This is a genomic window from Pseudomonas sp. B6001 (assembly GCF_013386015.1).
GTDB lineage: Bacteria > Pseudomonadota > Gammaproteobacteria > Pseudomonadales > Pseudomonadaceae > Aquipseudomonas.
In genome coordinates this window covers 349,951-370,889 of record NZ_JACAOX010000020.1, presented here as the reverse complement: position 1 = coordinate 370,889, position 20,939 = coordinate 349,951, and the positions used below count along the sequence as shown (strand labels likewise).

Here is a 20,939-nt window from a genome sequence, read left to right as displayed (position 1 = left end):
ACGAAGCCGCCGAGCGTATCGCGCGCGTGCTGCACAACGACCCGGCGACCGGCGTGATGCGTCATGCGGATGCGGGCTACCAGATCGCTATCGATTGCGCCAAAGAGCAGGGCCTCAATCTCCCGATGATCAAATAACTAATGTGGGAGCGGGCTTGCTCGCGAATGCGGTGTATCAGTCACTGAAGTCGTTAGCTGACCCATCGCTTTCGCGAGCAAGCCCGCTCCCACATGTGATCTGCGTTTCACCCAAAAACAATCCATCAGAGGTTGAACATAAATGGCAGTAAAAGACGCTCGTGCAAGCACCACCCCGTTGATCGAAAGGCGTTCGATCGACTACATCCCGGAAGCGGAAAGACACGGCCGTCTATTGAGTCAGTTCACCCTGTGGTTGGGTGCCAACCTGCAAATCACTGCGATCGTCACCGGGGCCCTGGCCGTGGTGCTGGGCGGTGATGTGTTCTGGTCGTTGATCGGTCTGTTGATCGGTCAACTGCTGGGCGGTGGCGTCATGGCCCTGCATGCGGCGCAAGGCCCGCAACTGGGCTTGCCGCAGATGATCTCCAGCCGCGTGCAGTTCGGCGTGTATGGCGCGGTGATTCCCCTGGTGCTGGTGTGCCTGATGTACATCGGTTTTTCTGCCAGCGGCTCATTGCTGGCGGGGCAGGCGGTGGCGCAGTTGCTTCACGTTGAAGACTGGGTCGGCATCGTATTGTTCGCGGGGCTGATCATGGTATTCACGATCTTCGGCTACCGGGTGATCCACGGCATCGGTCGCATCGCCAGCGTGCTGGGGGTGGTTGCCTTCGTGTACCTGTTCTACAGGCTGCTGGCCGGCAACGACATCGGTGCGTTGCTGGGCAACAAGCATTTTTCCCTCAGCAGTTTCCTGCTGGCGATTTCCCTCTCGGCGTCCTGGCAGATTGCGTTCGGCCCGTATGTAGCGGACTACTCGCGCTACTTGCCGCGCAGCACGCAGGCCTCGAAAACCTTCTGGGCCGTGGGCCTCGGTTCGGTGATCGGCGCGCAGGCTTCGATGGTGTTCGGTGTGTTTGCGGCAGCCCTGGCAGGCTCGCAATTCGCTCACCACGAAGTGTCGTTTATCGTCGGCCTGGGCGGCACCGGGATCGTCGCGGCGCTGCTGTATTTCAGCATCGCCTTCGGCAAGGTCACCGTCACCACCCTCAACGCCTACGGCAGCTTCATGTCGATCGCGACAATCATCAGTGGTTTCCGTGGCAGCCGGCATATCGGCAGTGGCACGCGGCTGTTGTACATCTTCGTGATGGTGTCGATTGCCGCCGCGCTGGCGTTGCTGGGCAAGGACTCGTTCCTCAAGGATTTCTCCGCGTTCATCCTGTTCCTGCTGGCGTTTTTCACGCCCTGGAGTGCGATCAACCTGGTGGACTTCTACTGCATCACCAAAGAGCGCTATGACATCCCGGCCCTGTCCAACCCCAACGGTCGCTACGGTCGCTGGAACCTGATGGGCATCAGCATCTACGTGTTCGGCGTGCTGATTCAGATGCCGTTCATCTCGACGCATTTCTACACCGGCCCACTGGTCGCGAGCCTGGGCGACACCGATATCTCGTGGATCATCGGGCTGGTGGTGCCGGCGGCGTTGTACTACTGGGCTGCGAAAAAATGGCACAGCCCGATTCCTGAGCGCCTCGTGCTGCCCGATGTGCAGGGCGCCGCTGCTCAACCTGCTTAACCAGAACCCGGTACGCATGACAAACAGCGAATTGAAACAGCAAAACTGGCGAAAACTTTCCTCAAGGGACATCCTGAACTCTGGCACGCATGGTGAGCGACAACGCAGCCAAGAAAATCGACGCGGCCTTGTAGGTTGAGCGTTTCCGGTTGCCGCCACAGGCAACCGGGCGCCCGGCCACAATCCACTGGATCGAGAGCACACTATGTTTCCTGAGAGTTTTACGTTTTCCATCGCCGACTGGGTCAACAGTTGGGTCGATGCGCTGGTGACCAACTACGGCGATGTGTTCCGGCACATCTCCGATACGTTGCTGTGGGCCATCGTTAACCTGGAAGGTTTGCTGCGCGCAGCGCCCTGGTGGTTGATGTTGCTGATTGTCGGCGGTATTGCCTGGCATGCCACTCGCAAGTGGTTCACCACCGTCGTGATCGTCGGCCTGCTGTTTCTGGTGGGCGCGGTCGGGCTGTGGGACAAGCTGATGCAAACCCTGGCGCTGATGATGGTGGCCACGGTGATCTCGGTGCTGATCGGCATTCCCCTGGGGATTCTGTCGGCCCGCAGCAACCGCCTGCGTTCGGTGCTGATGCCGCTGCTGGACATCATGCAGACCATGCCCAGCTTCGTGTACCTGATCCCGGTGTTGATGCTGTTCGGCCTGGGCAAGGTCCCGGCGATTTTCGCCACGGTGATCTACGCCGCACCGCCGCTGATTCGTCTCACCGACCTGGGCATTCGCCAGGTGGACGGTGAAGTCATGGAAGCGATCAACGCCTTCGGTGCCAACCGCTGGCAGCAACTGTTCGGCGTGCAACTGCCGCTGGCCCTGCCGAGCATCATGGCCGGGATCAACCAGACCACCATGATGGCCCTGTCGATGGTGGTGATCGCCTCGATGATCGGCGCCCGTGGCCTGGGTGAAGATGTACTGGTGGGCATCCAGACCCTCAACGTTGGACGCGGCCTTGAAGCCGGTCTGGCGATCGTGATTCTTGCCGTGGTCATCGACCGCATTACGCAAGCCTATGGTCGTCCACGGCATGAGGCGAGCAAATGACTACTGTCAGCAAAATTGAAGTCAAAAACGTATTCAAGATTTTCGGCAACCGCTCCAAGGATGCACTGGCGTTGATTGGCCAGGGCAAGAGCAAGGACGAGGTGCTGGCCGAGACCGGTTGCGTGGTGGGTGTGAACGACCTGTCCCTGAGCGTCGACACCGGTGAAATCTTCGTGATCATGGGGCTGTCGGGTTCCGGCAAGTCGACCCTGGTGCGTCACTTCAACCGGCTGATCGACCCTACCAGCGGTGCGATCCTGGTGGACGGTGAAGACATCCTGCAACTGGACATGGAAGCCTTGCGCCAATTCCGCCGACACAAGATCAGCATGGTGTTCCAGAGCTTTGGCCTGCTGCCTCACAAGAGTGTGCTGGACAACGTTGCCTACGGCCTGAAAGTGCGTGGCGAAACCAGGCAAGTGTGCGCCGAGCGTGCGCTGCACTGGATCGAAACCGTGGGCCTCAAGGGCTATGAAAACAAATACCCGCATCAACTTTCCGGCGGCATGCGTCAGCGTGTAGGCCTGGCCCGGGCGCTGGCGGCCGACACCGACATCATCCTGATGGACGAGGCGTTCAGTGCGCTCGACCCGCTTATCCGTGCCGAGATGCAAGACCAGTTATTGGAGCTGCAAAAGACCCTGCACAAGACGATCGTGTTCATTACCCACGACCTCGATGAGGCGGTGCGCATCGGCAACCGCATTGCGATCCTCAAGGACGGCAAGCTGATCCAGGTCGGCACGCCCCGCGAGATTTTGCATTCACCGGCGGATGAGTACGTGAACCGGTTTGTCCAGCGGCGGGTGGCGGTGGTTTGATCCGATATTTGTGGTGGGTTGGCTGAGGCTATCGCAGGCAAGCCAGCTCCCACATTTGGAATGCGTTTCCCCTGTGGAAGCTGGCTCGCTTGCGATGAGTCCAGTGAAGCTGCACAACAATTGCGAATTTCATGAAGAGGTCAACGATGTCCCAGGCTGAAAAAATCATCATCGCCGACGCCCCGATGCGTTGGCAGGACGTGGTCGCCGTGGCTCGCCACGGTGCGATCCTCGAACTCTCGGGCCAGGCCTGGGCTCGCATCGACAATGCACAGGCCATCGTCCAGCGCATCGTCACCAGCGGCGAGCGCGCCTACGGCATCAACACCGGCCTGGGCGCCTTGTGCAACGTGTCGCTCAAGGACGAACAACTGAGCCGGCTGTCGCGCAATACCTTGCTCAGCCATGCCTGCGGCGTCGGTGCGCTACTGAGTGTGGAGCAAACCCGCGCGATCATTTGTGCGGCAATCATTAACTACAGCCACGGCAAATCCGGCTTGCATCCGCAGGTGGTGCATTCGCTGCTGGGGCTGCTCAACCATGGCATCACGCCGCAAGTGCCGTCCCAGGGGTCCGTGGGTTACCTGACCCACATGGCGCACATTGGCGTCGCCTTGCTCGGCGTCGGCGACGTCAGCTATCGGGGCCGTATCGTTCCCGCACACCAGGCGCTGGCTGAAGAAGGTTTGCAGCCCGTAGTGCTCGGTGCCAAGGACGGGCTGTGCCTGGTCAACGGCACGCCGTGCATGACCGGCCTCAGCAGCCTGGCCCTGGCCGATGCGCACCGCCTGCTGCAATGGGCCGATGTGATCGGTGCCATGAGCTTCGAAGGCCAGCGCGGCCAGATCGACGCCTTCGACGAAGAAATCATCGCGCTCAAGCCGCACCCGGGCATGCAGCAAGTGGGCATCAACCTGCGCGCGTTGCTGGACGGCAGCGAAGTGATCGCCAGCAGCAAAGGCATTCGTACCCAGGACGCCCTGAGCATCCGTTCGATTCCCCAGGTGCACGGCGCGGCCCGCGACCAACTGGAACACGCCACCCGGCAGATCGAAACCGAACTCAACGGCGCCACCGATAACCCGCTGGTGCTCGGCACTCCAGACAACTACCGCGTGGTGTCCCAGGCCAATCCCCACGGGCAGTCCGTGGCCCTGGCGGCCGACATGCTGGCCATCGCCATGGCCGAAATCGGCTCCATCGCCGAGCGTCGCCTGGACCGTCTGATCAACCCGCACGTCAGTGGTTTGCCGGCGTTCCTGGTGAGCAACCCCGGGGTCAACTCCGGGATGATGATCGTGCAGTACGTCGCCGCCTCGCTGTGCGGGCAAAACCGCCAGTTGGCGCAACCGGCGGTGCTCGACAACTTCGTCACCTCGGGCCTGCAGGAAGACCACCTGAGCATGGGCACCAACGCCGCCCTGAAGCTGTATTCGGTGCTGGAAAACGTCACCCAGATCCTCGCCATCGAGTACTTGCTGGCGGCCCAGGCGTTCGAGTTCCTCCAGGACCAACGCTTCGGCGCCGGCACCGATGCCGCCTGGCGTTTGCTGCGCGAACACGTCCCGGCCTACGACCAGGACCGCTGGCTGGCGCCAGACATCGCAGCCACCGCCGCGTTGCTCAAGGACGCCGATTTACTGCAACGCACGCTACCGAATTTGCACTGACCTTTTCCCAACAATAACCAGCGTGCCAAGCCGACTGATCCTCTAAAAGAGCACAGCGGCGGATAACGGAAGCATCCGGAGCGACTGGTAGTTAACAACACTCTCAAAAGGAGCATGAATGTGACTGCGCTAAACCTGATTCCAGGCCAACTGAGCCTTGCCCAACTGCGGGCCATCTACCAGCAGCCGGTAACCCTCAGTCTGGATGACAGCGCCTCGGCCCAGATCGAAGCCAGTGTCGCCTGTGTGGAGCAGATTCTCGCCGAGAACCGCACCGCCTACGGCATCAACACCGGTTTCGGCCTGCTGGCCTCGACCCGCATTGCCAGCGAAGACCTGGAAAACCTCCAGCGTTCCCTGGTGCTGTCCCACGCCGCCGGCGTCGGTGAGCCCATCAGCGATGCGCTGGTACGGCTGGTCATGGTGCTCAAGGTCAACAGCCTGAGCCGGGGTTTTTCCGGGATTCGCCGGCAGGTCATCGACGCGCTGATCGCCCTGATCAATGCCGAGGTCTACCCGCACATTCCACTGAAAGGTTCGGTGGGCGCCTCCGGTGACTTGGCACCATTGGCCCACATGTCGCTGGTGCTGCTGGGCGAAGGCAAGGCCCGCTACAAAGGCGAATGGCTGGAAGCTACCGAAGCGCTGAAAGTTGCCGGCCTGACGCCGCTGACCCTCGCGGCCAAGGAAGGCCTGGCGCTGCTCAACGGCACCCAGGTTTCCACCGCTTATGCATTGCGTGGGCTGTTCGAGGGCGAAGATCTGTTCGCCGGTGCCCTGGCCTGTGGCGCCCTGACGGTGGAAGCCGTGCTGGGTTCGCGCTCGCCGTTCGACGCCCGCATTCACGCTGCCCGGGGCCAACGCGGCCAGATCGACTCTGCGGCCGCGTATCGCGCCCTGCTGGGTGAAAGCAGCGAAGTGTCGCAATCCCACGAAAACTGCGACAAGGTCCAGGACCCGTACTCCCTGCGTTGCCAGCCACAAGTCATGGGCGCCTGCCTGACCCAGTTCCGCCAGGCGGCTGAAGTACTGGTGGTGGAAGCCAACGCCGTGTCGGATAACCCGCTGGTGTTTGCGGCTGAAGGTGACGTGATTTCCGGTGGCAACTTCCACGCTGAACCGGTGGCCATGGCGGCGGACAACATGGCGCTGGCCATCGCGGAAATCGGCTCCCTGAGCGAGCGTCGCATCTCGTTGATGATGGACAAGCACATGTCGCAACTGCCGCCATTCCTGGTGGGCAATGGCGGTGTGAACTCCGGCTTCATGATCGCCCAGGTGACGGCGGCGGCATTGGCCAGCGAGAACAAGGCACTGGCGCATCCCCATAGCGTCGACAGCCTGCCGACGTCAGCCAACCAGGAAGACCACGTGTCGATGGCCCCGGCGGCGGGCAAGCGCCTGTGGGAAATGGCCGAGAACACCCGCGGTGTGCTGGCGGTGGAATGGTTGGCGGCTTGCCAGGGCCTGGACCTGCGCAATGGCTTGAAGACTTCGCCGGCGCTGGAAAAGGCGCGTGGGATCCTGCGCAGCAAAGTCGCGTTTTATGAGAAGGACCGCTTCTTTGCGCCGGACATCAATGCCGCCAGTGAGCTGCTGGCAACGCGTTGCCTGAACGAGCTGGTGCCGGCGAAGTTGTTGCCGAGCTTGTAAGAGCGACACCGATCCAGTGTGGGAGCTGTCGAGCCCCGGCGAGGCTGCGATGGCGCCGGAACAGGCAACACTTTCGTAGCCTGACCCACCGCTATCGCAGCCTCGCTGGGGCTCGACAGCTCCCACATTTGATCTTCTACAGATTCGAATTTTCTCAGGATAAAAATAATTAAGGACGAGAAATGCACCAGCAAGAAAAGACGTTAAAACGCGGGCTCTCCGCCCGACATATTCGCTTCATGGCCCTCGGTTCCGCGATCGGTACCGGGCTGTTCTACGGCTCTGCCTCCGCCATCCAGATGGCCGGCCCGGCCGTGCTCCTGGCCTACCTGATCGGTGGCGCCGCGGTGTTCATGGTCATGCGCGCCCTCGGCGAAATGGCCGTGCATAACCCGGTGTCCGGCTCCTTCGGCCAGTACGCCAGTACCTACCTGGGCCCGATGGCCGGCTTTATCCTCGGCTGGACCTACGCCTTTGAAATGATCATCGTCTGCCTCGCCGACGTCACCGCCTTCGGCATCTACATGGGCTTCTGGTTTCCCGAAGTCGCGCGCTGGGTCTGGGTGCTGGGCATCGTGTTGCTGATCGGCGGCCTGAACCTGTGCAACGTCAAAGTCTTTGGCGAAATGGAGTTCTGGCTGTCGCTGCTCAAGGTCGGTGCCATTGTCGCAATGATCCTCGGCGGCTTCGGCATCATGCTGTTCGGCATTCACTCGGCGGGCGAAGCACCCGCTACCGGCCTCAGCAACCTGTGGGCTCACGGTGGCTTCATGCCGAACGGCGTGGGTGGCTTGATCGCGTCCTTCGCGGTGGTGATGTTTGCGTTTGGCGGCATCGAAATCATCGGCATCACCGCCGGCGAAGCCAAGGACCCGCAGCGGGTGATCCCCAAGGCAATCAACGCCGTGCCGTTGCGTATCCTGCTGTTCTACGTGCTGACGTTGTTTGTGCTGATGGCGATCTACCCGTGGCCGCAGATCGGCAGCCAGGGCAGCCCGTTCGTGCAGATCTTCAGCAACCTGGGGATAGGCTCGGCGGCGACCATCCTTAACATTGTGGTGATCTCGGCCGCCGTCTCGGCCATCAACAGCGACATTTTCGGCGCCGGTCGCATGATGTATGGCCTGGCCCAGCAAGGGCAGGCGCCCAAGGGTTTTGCCCAACTGTCGAGCCAGGGCGTGCCGTGGATGACCGTAGTGGTGATGGGCGCCGCGTTGCTCGGCGGTGTGGTGCTCAATTACCTGATCCCGGAAAACGTGTTCCTGGTCATCGCCTCGATTGCGACCTTCGCCACGGTGTGGGTGTGGCTGATGATCCTGGTCACCCAGGTGGCCATGCGTCGCTCGATGACCAGGGAACAGATTGCCGAGCTGAAATTCCCGGTGCCGTTCTGGCCCTACGCGCCAGCGGCCGCCATCGTGTTCATGCTGTTCATCTTCGGCGTGCTGGGTTACTTCCCGGACACCCAGGCCGCTCTTATGGTCGGCGCCGTGTGGATCGTTTTGCTGATCGTCGCCTATCTGCTGTGGGTCAAGCCCGCCGCCGGGCAAACGGCCAAGGTCCATTACGACCCGGCTTTGTCTCATCGATAACCTAATGGAGGCGTTGATGAAAACGCTTTGGCAACACTGCCACGTTGCAACCATGGCCCAGGGCAACTACTCGATCATCGAGGACGCCGCCATTGTTACCTCGGGCACGCTCATCGAGTGGATCGGCCCGCGCGCCGATCTGCCGGATGCGAACTACGCAACCACCCATGACCTGCAAGGGGCGTGGGTCACGCCCGGGCTGATCGACTGCCACACCCACACGGTGTTCGGCGGCAATCGCAGTGGCGAGTTCGAGCAGCGGCTGCAAGGCGTGAGCTACGCCGAGATCGCAGCGGCCGGTGGCGGTATTGCCAGCACCGTGCGCGCCACGCGTGCGGCGAGCGAAGATGAACTGTTTGCCAGCGGCCACAAGCGCCTGCGCAGTTTGCTGCGCGACGGTGTAACCACCGTCGAGATCAAGTCCGGCTACGGCCTGGACCTGGCCAGCGAGCGCAAGATTTTGCGGGTGATCCGTCGCCTCGGCGCCGAGTTGCCGGTCAGTGTGCGCAGCACCTGCCTGGCGGCGCATGCGTTGCCGCCGGAGTACGTGGACCGGGCCGATGCCTACATCGATCACATCTGCACCGAAATGCTCCCGGCGCTGGCAGCGGAAGGCCTGGTGGACGCGGTCGACGCCTTCTGTGAGTACCTGGCGTTCTCACCGGAGCAGGTGGAGCGCGTGTTCATCGCCGCCCGGAAACTTGGCTTGCCGGTAAAGCTGCACGCCGAACAGTTGTCGTCCCTGCATGGCTCCAGCCTGGCGGCGCGGTACCAGGCGCTGTCGGCGGACCACCTGGAATTCATGACCGAGGAAGACGCCATCGCCATGGCCGCTTCCGGCACCGTCGCGGTGCTGCTGCCGGGCGCGTTCTACTTCCTGCGGGAAACCCAGTTGCCGCCGATGGATGCCCTGCGCAAGCACGGCGTGAAGATCGCGATCGCCAGCGACCTCAACCCGGGCACCTCGCCGGCGTTGTCGGTGCGCTTGATGCTGAACATGGCCTGCACCCTGTTCCGCATGACCCCGGAAGAAGCCCTGGCCGGCGCCACGCAACACGCGGCCACCGCCCTGGGCCTGGGCAACAGCCATGGCTCGCTGGAAGTGGGCAAGGTCGCGGATTTTGTCGCCTGGCAGATTGATCGTCCCGCCGACCTGGCCTACTGGCTGGGTGGCGAGCTGGATAAACGCGTCGTGCGCCACGGCGTCGAAGTCACCGTTTAAGGAGTACCGCTGTGGATAAGGTTCTGAACTTCAAACAAGGCCGTGTGCCGCTGCTGATCAGCATGCCCCACGCGGGCCTGCGCCTGACGCCGGCGGTGCAAGCCGGGCTGATCCCCGAGGCGCAAAGCCTGCCGGACACCGACTGGCACATTCCCACGCTGTACGACTTCGCCGAAGCGCTGGGCGCCAGCACCCTGGCGGCGGAGTATTCGCGCTTTGTCATCGACCTGAACCGGCCTTCAGACGACAAGCCGCTGTACGTTGGCGCAACCACCGGCCTGTACCCGGCGACACTGTTTGACGGTGTGCCGCTGTTCCGCGAAGGCCTGGAACCGTCCAAGGCCGAGCGCGCCACGTACCTGGAGCAGGTGTGGACGCCGTATCACCGCACTCTGCAAAACGAACTGGCCCGGCTCAAGGCCGAGTTCGGTTATGCGCTGCTGTTTGATGCGCACTCGATCCGCTCGGTGATCCCGCACCTGTTCGAAGGCAAGCTGCCGGACTTCAACCTCGGCACCTTCAACGGCGCGGCCTGCGATCCGCAGCTGGCCAGCGAACTGGAAGCCATCTGTGCCGGCCACCCGCAGTACAGCCATGTGCTCAACGGGCGCTTCAAGGGCGGGCACATCACCCGTCACTACGGCAACCCGGCCGAGAACATTCACGCCGTGCAGCTGGAGTTGGGGCAGTGCACCTACATGGAAGAGTTTGAGCCCTTCCGTTATCGCGCCGACCTGGCCGAGCCGACGCGGGTGGTGTTGAAGGAACTGCTGGAAGGGTTCCTGGCGTGGGGCAAGCGGCATTACTCCTGAGTGGCGTCGCTGCTGAGAGGCCCTCAACAGCAACACACCTCCCAAGTCGTCTGTGTGCAAATCCCTGTCGCCACAGTTCGCTTTGATCGAGGTCTCGCTGGGTAAGGTGTTGGGCACGGCGCGTCAGACGCCACTCCCACAATAAAAACTGCCGAGTGAGACCGCATCGATGAAAAGACTGTTCAACCGTTGTCTGTTGATTCTCACCGGCGCCGCACTCTTGAGCGCCAACGCGATGGCTGCCGACCCGGCCTCGTGCAAGGTCGTGCGCATGGGCGTGGTCAGCTGGACCGACGTGATCGCCACCAGCGGCATGGCCGACGTGCTGCTCAATGGCCTGGGCTATGACAGCAAGCAAACCAGCGCCGTGCAGCAGATCATCTTTGCCGGCATCCGCGACAAGCGCCTGGATATATTCCTCGGTTACTGGAAACCGGCGATGGACAACAACATCGCGCCATTCCTCGCGGCCAAGCAGGTCAAGGTGTTCGACAGGCCAAGCCTGTCCGACGCCCAAGCGACGCTGGCGGTGCCGCAGTACGTTGCCGACGCCGGCTTGAAAACCTTTGCCGACATTGCCCGCTTCAAGGACAAACTGGGCGGCAAGATCTATGGCATCGAGCCGGGCAGCGGTGCCAATACCGATATCCAGAAAATGATCGACAGCAACCGCTTTGGCCTCGGCGGCTTCAAGCTGGTGGCGTCCGGCGAGGCAGGCATGCTGGCGGCGGTGCAGCGGGCAGTGAATCGCAAGGAGTTCGTGGTGTTTGTCGGCTGGACCCCGCACCCGATGAACATCAACATGAAAATGGCGTACCTGACCGGCAGTGAAGATGTGTTCGGTGCCAACGAAGGCATGGCCACGGTCTCCACGGTGACGGCGCCGGATTACGCCGAACGTTGCCCCAACGTGACACGCCTGCTGGAAAACCTGACCTACACCGCGGCCCAGGAAAGCCAGTTGATGGTGCCGATCATGGACCGCAAGACGCCGCAGGATGTGGCCAGACAGTGGCTGCGCGACAATCCCGAGGACTTGCAGCGCTGGCTGGCGGGCGTGACGACCCTGGATGGCAAGGACGGCGTGGCGGCGGTGCAGGCCAGCCTCAAGCCCTGAGCAAATGAAGATCAAAATGTGGGAGCGGGCTTGCTCGCGAATGCGGTGGGTCAGCCACACAAGTATTGACTGATACACCGCATTCGCGAGCAAGCCCGCTCCCACATTGGATTCGTGGCGGCTGTTAAATCCTTATCTTCAGGACGATCCATCGATGTCCCATTACCCGATTTCCGCGCAGATGTGCGCATTCGTCGAAAAAACCGAATCCTTCACCAGCGACGACACATCGCTGGCCGGATTGCGCCGAGGCTACGACCGCATGTGCCAGGCGTTCACCCCGGCGCGGCCCGAAGGGTTACAGGTGTCAGACGTTTCCCTGGGTGGCGTGGGCGTACGCATTTATCAACCGGCGACGCAAACCCCTGATAGCGGCTGGCCATGCATCCTTTATATGCACGGTGGCGGCTGGGTGGTCGGCGGCCTGGATTCCCATGACTTCATGTGTGCTGAGCTGGCCGACTCACTGCAGGTGCTGGTCATCGCCATCGATTACCGCCTGGCACCCGAACACCCGTTTCCGGCCGCCTTTGAGGATTGCCGTGCGGTCTGGCAGGCGATCCAGGTGGGCGAAGCGCCCCAGCCGATCAACCTTCAGCGTCTGGTGGTGGCTGGTGACAGCGCCGGCGGTAACCTGGCGGCGGCCCTGTGCCTGGGCCTGCGGGATGACCATCAGCCGCAGCCCCTGGCGCAAGTCCTGATCTACCCCGGCCTGGGCGGCCCCGCCGACCTGCCGTCCCGCCGCGATTGCGTCGACGCGCCGCTGCTCAGTACCGCCGACACCGAGTGCTACCTCGCCCTTTACCTGCGTGGGCCGGACAAGCCGTCGCCCTACGCCATGCCATTGCTGGCCGTGGATTTCAGCGGGTTGCCGCAGGCTTTGATCGCTGTCGCCCAGTTCGACCCGTTGCGGGACGACGGCATGCTTTACGCCGAACGCCTGCAAGGCGCCGGGGTGGCGGCCACGCTGTATCCCGGCAAAGGCCTGGTTCACGGCTGCCTGCGGGCCCGGGGCCAGGTGTTGGAGGTCGACCGGCTGTACGTTTATCTGCTGGACTACCTGCGTGGTGTTCTGCTGACACAGGTCTAGGTCCACGAGGACATGCTCATTGCACAATTCGGGTTTATGATGCCAGACGGCAAAATAATAGACGTCCCCCCAGGGATGAACTCGACCCCTTACGGAGCGCGCAATGCAGACTTTGTACCCGCAGATCAAACCCTACGCCCGGCACGATCTGGCCGTCGATGAAACCCACGTCCTGTACGTCGACGAAAGCGGTTCCCCGGAAGGCTTGCCCGTTGTGTTCATCCATGGCGGCCCCGGCGCCGGGTGTGATGCCAATAGCCGCTGCTATTTCGATCCCAATCTGTACCGAATTGTTACTTTTGATCAGCGTGGCTGCGGGCGCTCCACCCCACGGGCCAGCCTGGAAAACAACACCACCTGGGACCTGGTGGCCGACCTTGAGCGGATTCGCGAACACCTGGGCATCGAAAAATGGGTGCTGTTCGGCGGTTCCTGGGGCTCGACCCTGGCCCTGGCCTACGCGCAAACCCACCCGGAGCGTGTGCACGGCCTGATCGTGCGGGGCATTTTCCTGGCCCGCCCCCAGGACATTCAGTGGTTCTACCAGGCTGGCGCCAGCCGGCTGTTCCCCGATTACTGGCAGGACTACCTGGCGCCTATCCCGGCGGAGGAGCGGCACGACCTGCTCAGCGCCTACCACAAGCGCCTGACCGGCAACGACCAGATCGCCCAGATGCACGCCGCCAAGGCCTGGTCCACGTGGGAAGGGCGTATGTTGGGCCTGTGCCCGAACCCGCAATTGATCGAGCGTTTCTCCGAACCCCAGCGCGCCCTGTCGATTGCCCGTATCGAATGCCATTACTTCACCAATAACTCGTTCCTTGAACCTGACCAACTGATCCGCGACATGCACAAGATCGCCCACCTGCCTGGCGTAATCGTGCATGGCCGCTACGATATGATCTGCCCGCTGGACAATGCCTGGGAGCTGCATCAGGCCTGGCCCAACAGTGAGCTGCAGATCATCCGCGAGGCCGGCCATGCGGCTTCCGAACCCGGAATCACCGATGCGCTGGTGCGTGCGGCGAGTGAAATGGCACGGCGCCTGCTTGATTTGCCGCCTGAAGAAGCATGAAGGGGCTTTTGCAACGGGTGCGCGGCGCCCGGGTCGAGGTAGAAGGGCAGGTGGTCGGGGCGATAGACCAGGGTTTGCTGGTGCTGGTGGCTGTCGAGCCTTCGGATACGCAAGCCAGCGCCGACAAGCTGCTGCATAAGCTGCTTAACTATCGGGTGTTCAGCGACGACGAGGGCAAGATGAACCTGTCCTTGAAAGACATTGGCGGCGGTTTGCTGCTGGTGTCGCAGTTCACCCTGGCGGCAGACACCAAGAGTGGGCTGAGGCCGAGCTTCTCCACGGCGGCACCGCCGGCGTTGGGCGAGGCGCTTTTCGACTATCTGCTGTTACAAGCGCAACAATTGCATGGCACGGTAGCGGCAGGGCGTTTTGGCGCTGATATGCAGGTGCATTTGGTCAATGATGGGCCGGTCACCTTCCTGTTACAGACGTGAATGTACTGAAAACGACTTGTGATGCCCAAAAAACCGGGTTTTCGCTACAAATACTTCGCTGACCCTGATGCGTTGTCACGCGGGCTACTAGATAATCGCGCGCTACGGGGATCAGCGTTAATTGGTCCATTTTTGACTTAGGTAGAGACTTGTCCGATAGCCATTGGGGAATCATTTAGCCCCATGGGAGTCGGAACAATGCTCGCCAACCTGGCATATAGATAGCTGGCCGTTGGTTTTTTGATCTGTTTTCGGCGAGGGTTGCTCGTGATTGTTAGTCCCTGTAATGCACCAAAATTGTCTGCCAAACGGTTACGAAACGTACTGGTGACGGGCTCTGCCCTGTTTTGCCTGTTCGGCGCGGGTCAACTGTGGGCATTCAGTCTGGATGATGTGTCGGCCAAGGCAAAAGAGCTGGCCGGGCAGAAATACGAAGCTCCGCGCAGCAATTTGCCGAACGAATTCCGCGAAATGAAATTCGCTGATTACCAGAAAATTCGTTTCCGCAACGAAAAAGCCGAGTGGGCCGATCAGAACACCCCGTTCAAGCTGTCCTTCTACCACCAGGGTATGCATTTCGATACACCGGTGAAAATCAACGAAGTCACCGCCGACAGCGTTCAGGAAATCAAGTACGACCCGTCCCGCTTCGATTTCGGCGACGTCAAGTTTGATCCCAAATCCACCGAACAGCTGGGTTATGCCGGTTTTCGTGTGCTGTACCCGATCAACAAGGGCGACAAGCAAGACGAAATCATGACCATGCTCGGCGCCAGCTATTTCCGCGTCGTGGGCAAGGACCAGGTCTACGGCCTGTCTGCCCGCGGCATGGCGATCGACACTGCGTTGCCGTCCGGCGAAGAATTCCCGCGTTTCACCGAGTTCTGGATCGAGCGTCCAAAACCGGGTGAGAAACAGCTGGTGATCTACGCCCTGCTGGATTCGCCGCGGGCCACCGGCGCTTATCGCCTGATCCTGCGCCCGGGTACCGACACCATCGTCGACGTCAAATCCCAGATGTACCTGCGTGACAAGGTCACCAAGCTGGGCATCGCCCCGCTGACCAGCATGTTCCTGTTCGGCGCCAACCAGCCGTCCAAGGTCCTCAACTACCGTCGCGAGCTGCACGATTCCAGCGGCCTGTCGATCCATGCCGGCAACGGCGAGTGGATCTGGCGCCCACTGAACAACCCCAAACACCTGTCGGTCAGCAACTTCACCGTGGAAAACCCGCGTGGTTTCGGCCTGCTGCAACGCGGCCGCAACTTCAGCCACTACGAAGACCTCGACGACAACTACGACAAGCGCCCAAGCGCCTGGATCGAGCCTGAAGGCGATTGGGGCAAGGGCTCCGTCGACCTGGTAGAGATTCCGACCGCCGATGAAACCAACGACAACATCGTTGCGTTCTGGAGCCCGGAAACACTGCCGGAGCCAGGCAAGCCGCTGGACGTTGCCTACCGCCTGCACTGGACATTGCAAGACGCCGAGTTCCATTCGCCAGAAAGCGCCTGGGTCAAGCAGACCCTGCGTTCCACCGGCGACGTCAAGCAATCCAACCTGATCCGTCAGCCAGACGGCAGCGTGGCTTACCTGGTGGACTTCGAGGGCCCGTCCCTGAAGAAACTGCCAGCTGACGCACCGGTTCGCAGCCAGGTCAGCGTGGGCGACAACGCCGAAATCGTTGAAAACAGCGTGCGCTACAACCCGCACACCCAAGGCTGGCGCTTGACCCTGCGCATGAAGATCAAGGACGCAGGCAAACCGACTGAAATGCGCGCTGCTCTGGTTCAGGACATCGTGCAGCCGGAACCGGAGAAGGTTTCGACCCAAGTGTTGAAAGCCGACAAAGTACTGGCTAAACAGCACGAGAAAGCGGCCAAGAAAGACGCCAAGGACAAGGACGCCAAGCAGCCGGAAGCGGCTGCCCCAGCCACACCACTCCCTACCCAGGATCAGGCCAAGACAGAGCAAGTCCTGACCGAAACCTGGAGCTATCAGTTGCCTGCCGATGAGTAATTCTCAAGTCCAGCCAGAGACTCTTGCCGAGTACCTGGCGCATCTACCGATGACCGATGAGCAGCGCGCCGAACTGGCGGGCTGCGAGTCCTTCAGTGAATTGCACAAGCGCCTGTCATCGTCCACGTTCGACGCGCCTGCCGACGCTGCCCAGGCATCGGTAGGCGCCCGGCTGACCCTCAACACTGCCGAAGAGCTGCAAGACGCCGAAATGCTGGTGCTCGACGCCAGCGGCCGGGTTTGCCTCAAGGCCACGCCGCCGATCCGTCGGACCAAGGTCGTGCCTGAGCCGTGGCGCACCAATATCCTGGTGCGTGGCTGGCGCCGCCTGACCGGCCGCACGAATCCACCGGCCCCGCCGAAGGATGAGCGCGTACTGCCGGCCGCCCGCTGGCGCACCGTCGGTTCGATCCGTCGCTATATCCTGCTGGTGCTGATGCTCGGCCAGACGATCGTTGCCGGCTGGTACATGAAAGGCATCATGCCGTACCAGGGCTGGTCCTTCGTCGACTTTGACGAGATCCGCAACCAGACCCTGCTGCAAACCGCGACCCAGGTACTGCCTTACGCCCTGCAAACCAGCATCCTCGTGCTGTTCGGGATTCTGTTCTGCTGGGTCTCGGCCGGTTTCTGGACCGCGCTGATGGGCTTCCTGGAACTGCTGACCGGTCACGATAAATACCGTATCTCCGGTAAAAGTGCCGGTGACGAGCCGATTCCGAAAGACGCCCGCACCGCCCTGGTCATGCCGATCTGCAACGAAGACGTGCCCCGGGTATTTGCCGGCCTGCGCGCGACGTTCGAATCGGTGGCTGCCACCGGTGACCTGGACCGTTTCGACTTCTTCGTCCTCAGCGACAGCAACGAGGCCGACATCTGCATCGCCGAGCAGCAAGCCTGGCTCGACGTGTGCCGCGAAGCCGGTGGCTTCGGCAAGATCTTCTATCGCCGCCGTCGCCGTCGCGTCAAACGCAAGAGCGGCAACCTCGACGACTTCTGCCGTCGCTGGGGCGGTGACTACAAGTACATGGTGGTGCTCGACGCCGACAGCGTGATGAGCGGCGAATGCCTGACCAGCCTGGTGCGCCTGATGGAAGCCACGCCGGATGCCGGGATTATCCAGACCGCGCCACGTGCGTCGGGCATGGATACCCTGTATGCGCGCATGCAGCAGTTCGCCACCCGGGTGTACGGCCCGCTGTTTACCGCCGGCCTGCACTTCTGGCAGTTGGGTGAATCCCACTACTGGGGTCACAACGCGATCATCCGCATGAAGCCGTTTATCGAGCACTGCGCCCTGGCGCCGTTGCCGGGTAAAGGTGCGTTTGCCGGTGCGATTCTTTCCCACGACTTCGTTGAAGCGGCGCTGATGCGCCGTGCCGGCTGGGGCGTGTGGATTGCCTACGACTTGCCGGGCAGCTACGAAGAGCTGCCGCCGAACCTGCTGGACGAACTCAAGCGTGACCGTCGCTGGTGCCACGGCAACCTGATGAACTTCCGCCTGTTCCTGGTAAAAGGCATGCACCCGGTGCACCGTGCGGTGTTCCTCACCGGCGTGATGTCGTACCTGTCGGCACCGTTGTGGTTCTTCTTCCTGGTGCTGTCCACGGCCTTGCTGGCGGTCAACACACTGATGGAGCCGCAGTACTTCATGGCGCCGCGCCAGTTGTATCCGTTGTGGCCACAATGGCATCCGGACAAGGCGGTGGCGCTGTTCTCCACCACCATCGTGCTGCTGTTCCTGCCTAAATTGCTGAGCATCATCCTGATCTGGGCCAAGGGCGCGAAAGAGTTCGGCGGCAAGTTCAAGGTGATCCTGTCGATGCTGCTGGAGATGCTGTTCTCCATGTTGCTGGCGCCGGTGCGGATGATTTTCCACACCCGTTTCGTACTGGCCGCGTTCCTCGGCTGGGCGGCGACCTGGAACTCGCCACAGCGTGACGACGACTCCACGCCATGGAGCGAGGCAGTCAAGCGCCACGGTCCGCAGACCCTGCTCGGCTTCTTCTGGGCGCTGCTGGTGGTGTGGTTGAACCCAAGCTTCCTGTGGTGGCTGGTGCCAATCGTCGGTTCGCTGATGCTGTCGATTCCGGTGTCGGTGATTTCCAGCCGGGTCAAACTGGGCCTCAAGTCTCGCGACGAGAGCCTGTTCCTGATCCCCGAGGAATACAATCCGCCCCAGGCGCTGTTGTCGACCGACAAGTACACCCACGAAAACCGTTGGCATGCGCTCAATGACGGTTTTGTGCGGGCGGTGGTCGATCCGCAGCAGAACGCCCTGGCGTGCGCCTTGGCAACTTCCCGTCACGGGCAGGCGGAGCCGATTGAGTGGCTGCGTGTTGACCGGGTTCGCCACGCGTTGAAAGTCGGCCCGGCCGGCCTCAACAACGGTGAACGCCTGGCCTTGCTCAGCGACCCGGTCGCCCTGGCACGCTTGCACGAGCAGGTCTGGAGCGAAGGCCACGCCGAGTGGCTGAGCGCCTGGCGCGAATCGGTCAAGGCCGATCCGCATGCGCCATTGCTGCCATTGAAGCCGCTGTCGTCCCAGGCTCAACCGGCCTGATTCCGACGCCCCCGAGGTGCCACCTCGGGGGCGTTTGCGATAACCGTCCTACGTTGTTTTTCCCTTCTGCTGCATCGCGCTAACTCCTTGTTATTTCGAAACAAAAGACCCTTCTCCGAGGCATATTGCCGTGCCTGCGAGTGGGTTAGCATCGCCCCCAAATCTGACTCGAAGCCTGCGGCTTACGCGATCTTGCGCGTGGCCGGGTGTGGGAGTGTTTAATGGAACAGGGGTTTTTTTCATGATCAAAAGGTATTTGTCGATGCTGCTGCTCGGCATCGTCACATTTTCCCACGGTTACCTGGCGCATGCCGGAGCCATAGATGAGGCCGTTCGGCGGGGTGTGTTGAAAGTCGGCACCAATCCGGCCTACGTGCCCTTTGAGATGACCGACAAGAAAGGCCGGATCGTCGGGTTTGAAATTGACCTGCTTCGGGAGATGAGCAAGGCGCTGGGGGTCAAGCTGGAGCTGGTTTCGGTACCGTATATCGACCTGATTCCCGGCCTGCTGGCCAGCCGGTTCGACCTGATCGGCAGCGGCATGACTGTCACGCAGGAGCGCAACCTGACCCTCAATTTCAGCGACTCGTTCATCATCGTCGGCCAGACCGTGCTGCTGAACCCTCGGTTGGCCGACAAGGTCCAGAGCATCGAGGACTTGAACGAGGCCGGTTACCGGATCGTGGCCGCCGAAGGCACCACAGGCGAGGCGGCGGCGAAAAGGTTTCTCGGCACTGCACGGCTGCGCAGTTTTCCAACACCTGAAGAAGGCGTGCGCCAGGTGGTGGAGGGCAAGGCCGATGCGTTTATCCATGATGCGCCGTATAACCTGATCGCCATTACCAAGCCCCAGAACAGTGCGCTGTTGGCGCTGGAGCAACCCTTTACCTACGAGCCCCTGGCGTTCGGCTTGAAAAAGGGCGATTACGACAGCCTCAACTGGATCAATCATTTCCTCAACCAGGTGGCCCAGGACGGCACCTACGATCGGCTGCATGACAAGTGGTTCAAGGACTCGGGCTGGATGGCGGAAGTGGGCTGGTAGTCATAACTGCTTACACATCAAGCAATTGGCTGGGCCGTGGGTCGAGGTGTCTAGCCATGCCTTTCTCTGCACGGTTGTGGGGCTTTTCTGTCATACCTTGTCAACAAATCCCGGCGAAACCTTTGTACCCGGCGGTGAGTGAGTTAGGATCGCACCCCGAAATGGTGCAGCCCTTTTGCGCGCCGACCTCACAAGAAAATGAGTTCAGGGGACTTGATGATGAAAAAGTATCTTTCGATGCTGCTGCTGGGTGTCACCGCACTGGTGGCGGTCAACGCGGCACATGCCGGCGCCATCGATGATGCGGTCAAGCGCGGTACGCTGAAAGTCGGCATGGACCCGACCTACATGCCGTTCCAGATGACCAACAAACGCGGTGAAATCATCGGCTTTGAAGTCGACATCCTCAAAGCCATGGCCAAGTCGATGGGCGTGAAGTTCGAGCCGATTTCCACCGGTTACGACGGCATCATCCCGGCCCTGTTGACCGACAAGTTCGACATGATCGGCAGCGGCATGACCCTGACCCAGGAACGCAACCTGCGCCTGAACTTCAGCGAACCGTTCATCGTGGTCGGCCAGACCCTGCTGATCCGCAAGGAGCTGGAGGGCACCATCAAGTCCTACAAAGACCTGAATGACGAGAAATACCGCCTGACCTCCAAGCTCGGCACCACCGGCGAGATGGTGGCCAAGAAGCTGATCTCCAAAGCCAAGTACCACGGCTATGACAACGAGCAGGAAGCTGTTCTGGACGTGGTCAACGGCAAGGCTGACGCCTTCGTCTATGACGCCCCGTACAACGTGGTGGCCGTGAACAAGGTCGGCGCCGGCAAACTGGTGTTCCTTGATCAGCCGTTCACCTTTGAACCCCTGGCGTTCGGCCTGAAGAAGGGCGACTACGACAGCATCAACTTCATCAACAACTTCCTGCACCAGATCCGCAACGACGGCACCTACGATCGCATCCATGACAAGTGGTTCAAGAGCTCTGAGTGGCTCAAGGACATGGAATAAAAGCTGACCTGCATTGATCGTTCCCACGCTCCG

At 61.4% G+C, this 20,939-nt stretch carries 16 protein-coding genes and 2 pseudogenes; all 18 read left to right on the top strand.

Annotated features, from left to right (window positions below; genetic code table 11):
- On the top strand, positions 1 to 137 hold a 137-nt coding region (locus HX821_RS23590; protein WP_177008282.1), incomplete at its 5' end, for a hypothetical protein.
- Between the two features lie 142 nt (positions 138 to 279).
- The gene (locus tag HX821_RS23585) at positions 280 to 1,719 is read left to right on the top strand and encodes a cytosine permease (protein ID WP_087692903.1); all 1,440 of its coding nucleotides are present in this window, start codon (positions 280 to 282) and stop codon (positions 1,717 to 1,719) included.
- Positions 1,706 to 1,853, top strand: a pseudogene (locus HX821_RS23580) (histidine ABC transporter substrate-binding protein); the annotation flags it as partial. The gene HX821_RS23585 and the pseudogene HX821_RS23580, both read left to right, overlap by 14 nt.
- A 71-nt stretch (positions 1,854 to 1,924) precedes the next feature.
- On the top strand, positions 1,925 to 2,776 hold the full coding sequence (locus tag HX821_RS23575) for a proline/glycine betaine ABC transporter permease (RefSeq protein ID WP_003209260.1): 852 nt from the start codon (positions 1,925 to 1,927) through the stop codon (positions 2,774 to 2,776).
- Complete coding sequence (locus HX821_RS23570; protein WP_003209262.1) at positions 2,773 to 3,597, top strand: glycine betaine/L-proline ABC transporter ATP-binding protein; 825 nt, start codon at positions 2,773 to 2,775, stop codon at positions 3,595 to 3,597. The genes HX821_RS23575 and HX821_RS23570 overlap by 4 nt, the downstream gene beginning before the upstream one ends.
- Before the next feature lie 146 nt (positions 3,598 to 3,743).
- Positions 3,744 to 5,267 (top strand): histidine ammonia-lyase, encoded by a 1,524-nt coding sequence (gene hutH, locus HX821_RS23565; RefSeq protein ID WP_177036498.1) that lies wholly within the window; start codon positions 3,744 to 3,746, stop codon positions 5,265 to 5,267.
- A gap of 114 nt (positions 5,268 to 5,381) precedes the next feature.
- Positions 5,382 to 6,920, top strand: coding sequence for a histidine ammonia-lyase (gene hutH, locus HX821_RS23560; protein ID WP_085984627.1), 1,539 nt, complete (start codon positions 5,382 to 5,384; stop codon positions 6,918 to 6,920).
- Positions 6,921 to 7,102: 182 nt separating this feature from the next.
- Positions 7,103 to 8,512 (top strand): amino acid permease, encoded by a 1,410-nt coding sequence (locus HX821_RS23555; protein ID WP_003209267.1) that lies wholly within the window; start codon positions 7,103 to 7,105, stop codon positions 8,510 to 8,512.
- 16 nt (positions 8,513 to 8,528) lie between these two features.
- Positions 8,529 to 9,734: an imidazolonepropionase gene (gene hutI / locus HX821_RS23550; protein WP_003209269.1), complete on the top strand. Its 1,206-nt coding sequence runs from the start codon at positions 8,529 to 8,531 to the stop codon at positions 9,732 to 9,734.
- Positions 9,735 to 9,745: 11 nt separating this feature from the next.
- Complete coding sequence (hutG, locus tag HX821_RS23545) at positions 9,746 to 10,546, top strand: N-formylglutamate deformylase (RefSeq protein WP_087692905.1); 801 nt, start codon at positions 9,746 to 9,748, stop codon at positions 10,544 to 10,546.
- 169 nt (positions 10,547 to 10,715) lie between these two features.
- Positions 10,716 to 11,663 carry a choline ABC transporter substrate-binding protein gene (locus HX821_RS23540; protein ID WP_177036496.1) on the top strand — a complete coding sequence of 316 codons (948 nt, stop codon included), beginning with the start codon at positions 10,716 to 10,718 and terminating at the stop codon, positions 11,661 to 11,663.
- 154 nt (positions 11,664 to 11,817) lie between these two features.
- Positions 11,818 to 12,753, top strand: a complete 936-nt coding sequence (locus HX821_RS23535; protein WP_177036494.1) for an alpha/beta hydrolase — start codon at positions 11,818 to 11,820, stop codon at positions 12,751 to 12,753.
- Positions 12,754 to 12,856: 103 nt separating this feature from the next.
- Positions 12,857 to 13,828 (top strand): prolyl aminopeptidase, encoded by a 972-nt coding sequence (gene pip / locus HX821_RS23530; RefSeq protein WP_008439282.1) that lies wholly within the window; start codon positions 12,857 to 12,859, stop codon positions 13,826 to 13,828.
- Entirely contained in the window at positions 13,825 to 14,262 is a 438-nt protein-coding gene (gene dtd, locus HX821_RS23525) for a D-aminoacyl-tRNA deacylase (RefSeq protein ID WP_087692908.1), read from the top strand. Before pip ends, dtd begins: the two co-directional genes overlap by 4 nt.
- Positions 14,263 to 14,529: 267 nt before the next feature.
- A complete protein-coding gene (locus HX821_RS23520) occupies positions 14,530 to 16,281 on the top strand; it encodes a glucan biosynthesis protein G (protein ID WP_008439280.1) in 1,752 nt (583 codons plus the stop codon).
- A pseudogene (mdoH, locus tag HX821_RS23515) lies at positions 16,274 to 18,849 on the top strand (glucans biosynthesis glucosyltransferase MdoH); the annotation flags it as partial. The gene HX821_RS23520 and the pseudogene mdoH, both read left to right, overlap by 8 nt.
- 236 nt (positions 18,850 to 19,085) lie before the next feature.
- Entirely contained in the window at positions 19,086 to 19,889 is an 804-nt protein-coding gene (locus HX821_RS23510; protein WP_102605846.1) for a transporter substrate-binding domain-containing protein, read from the top strand.
- Between the two features lie 219 nt (positions 19,890 to 20,108).
- Positions 20,109 to 20,906, top strand: coding sequence for a transporter substrate-binding domain-containing protein (locus tag HX821_RS23505; protein WP_003209284.1), 798 nt, complete (start codon positions 20,109 to 20,111; stop codon positions 20,904 to 20,906).
- Positions 20,907 to 20,939 lie beyond the last annotated feature (33 nt).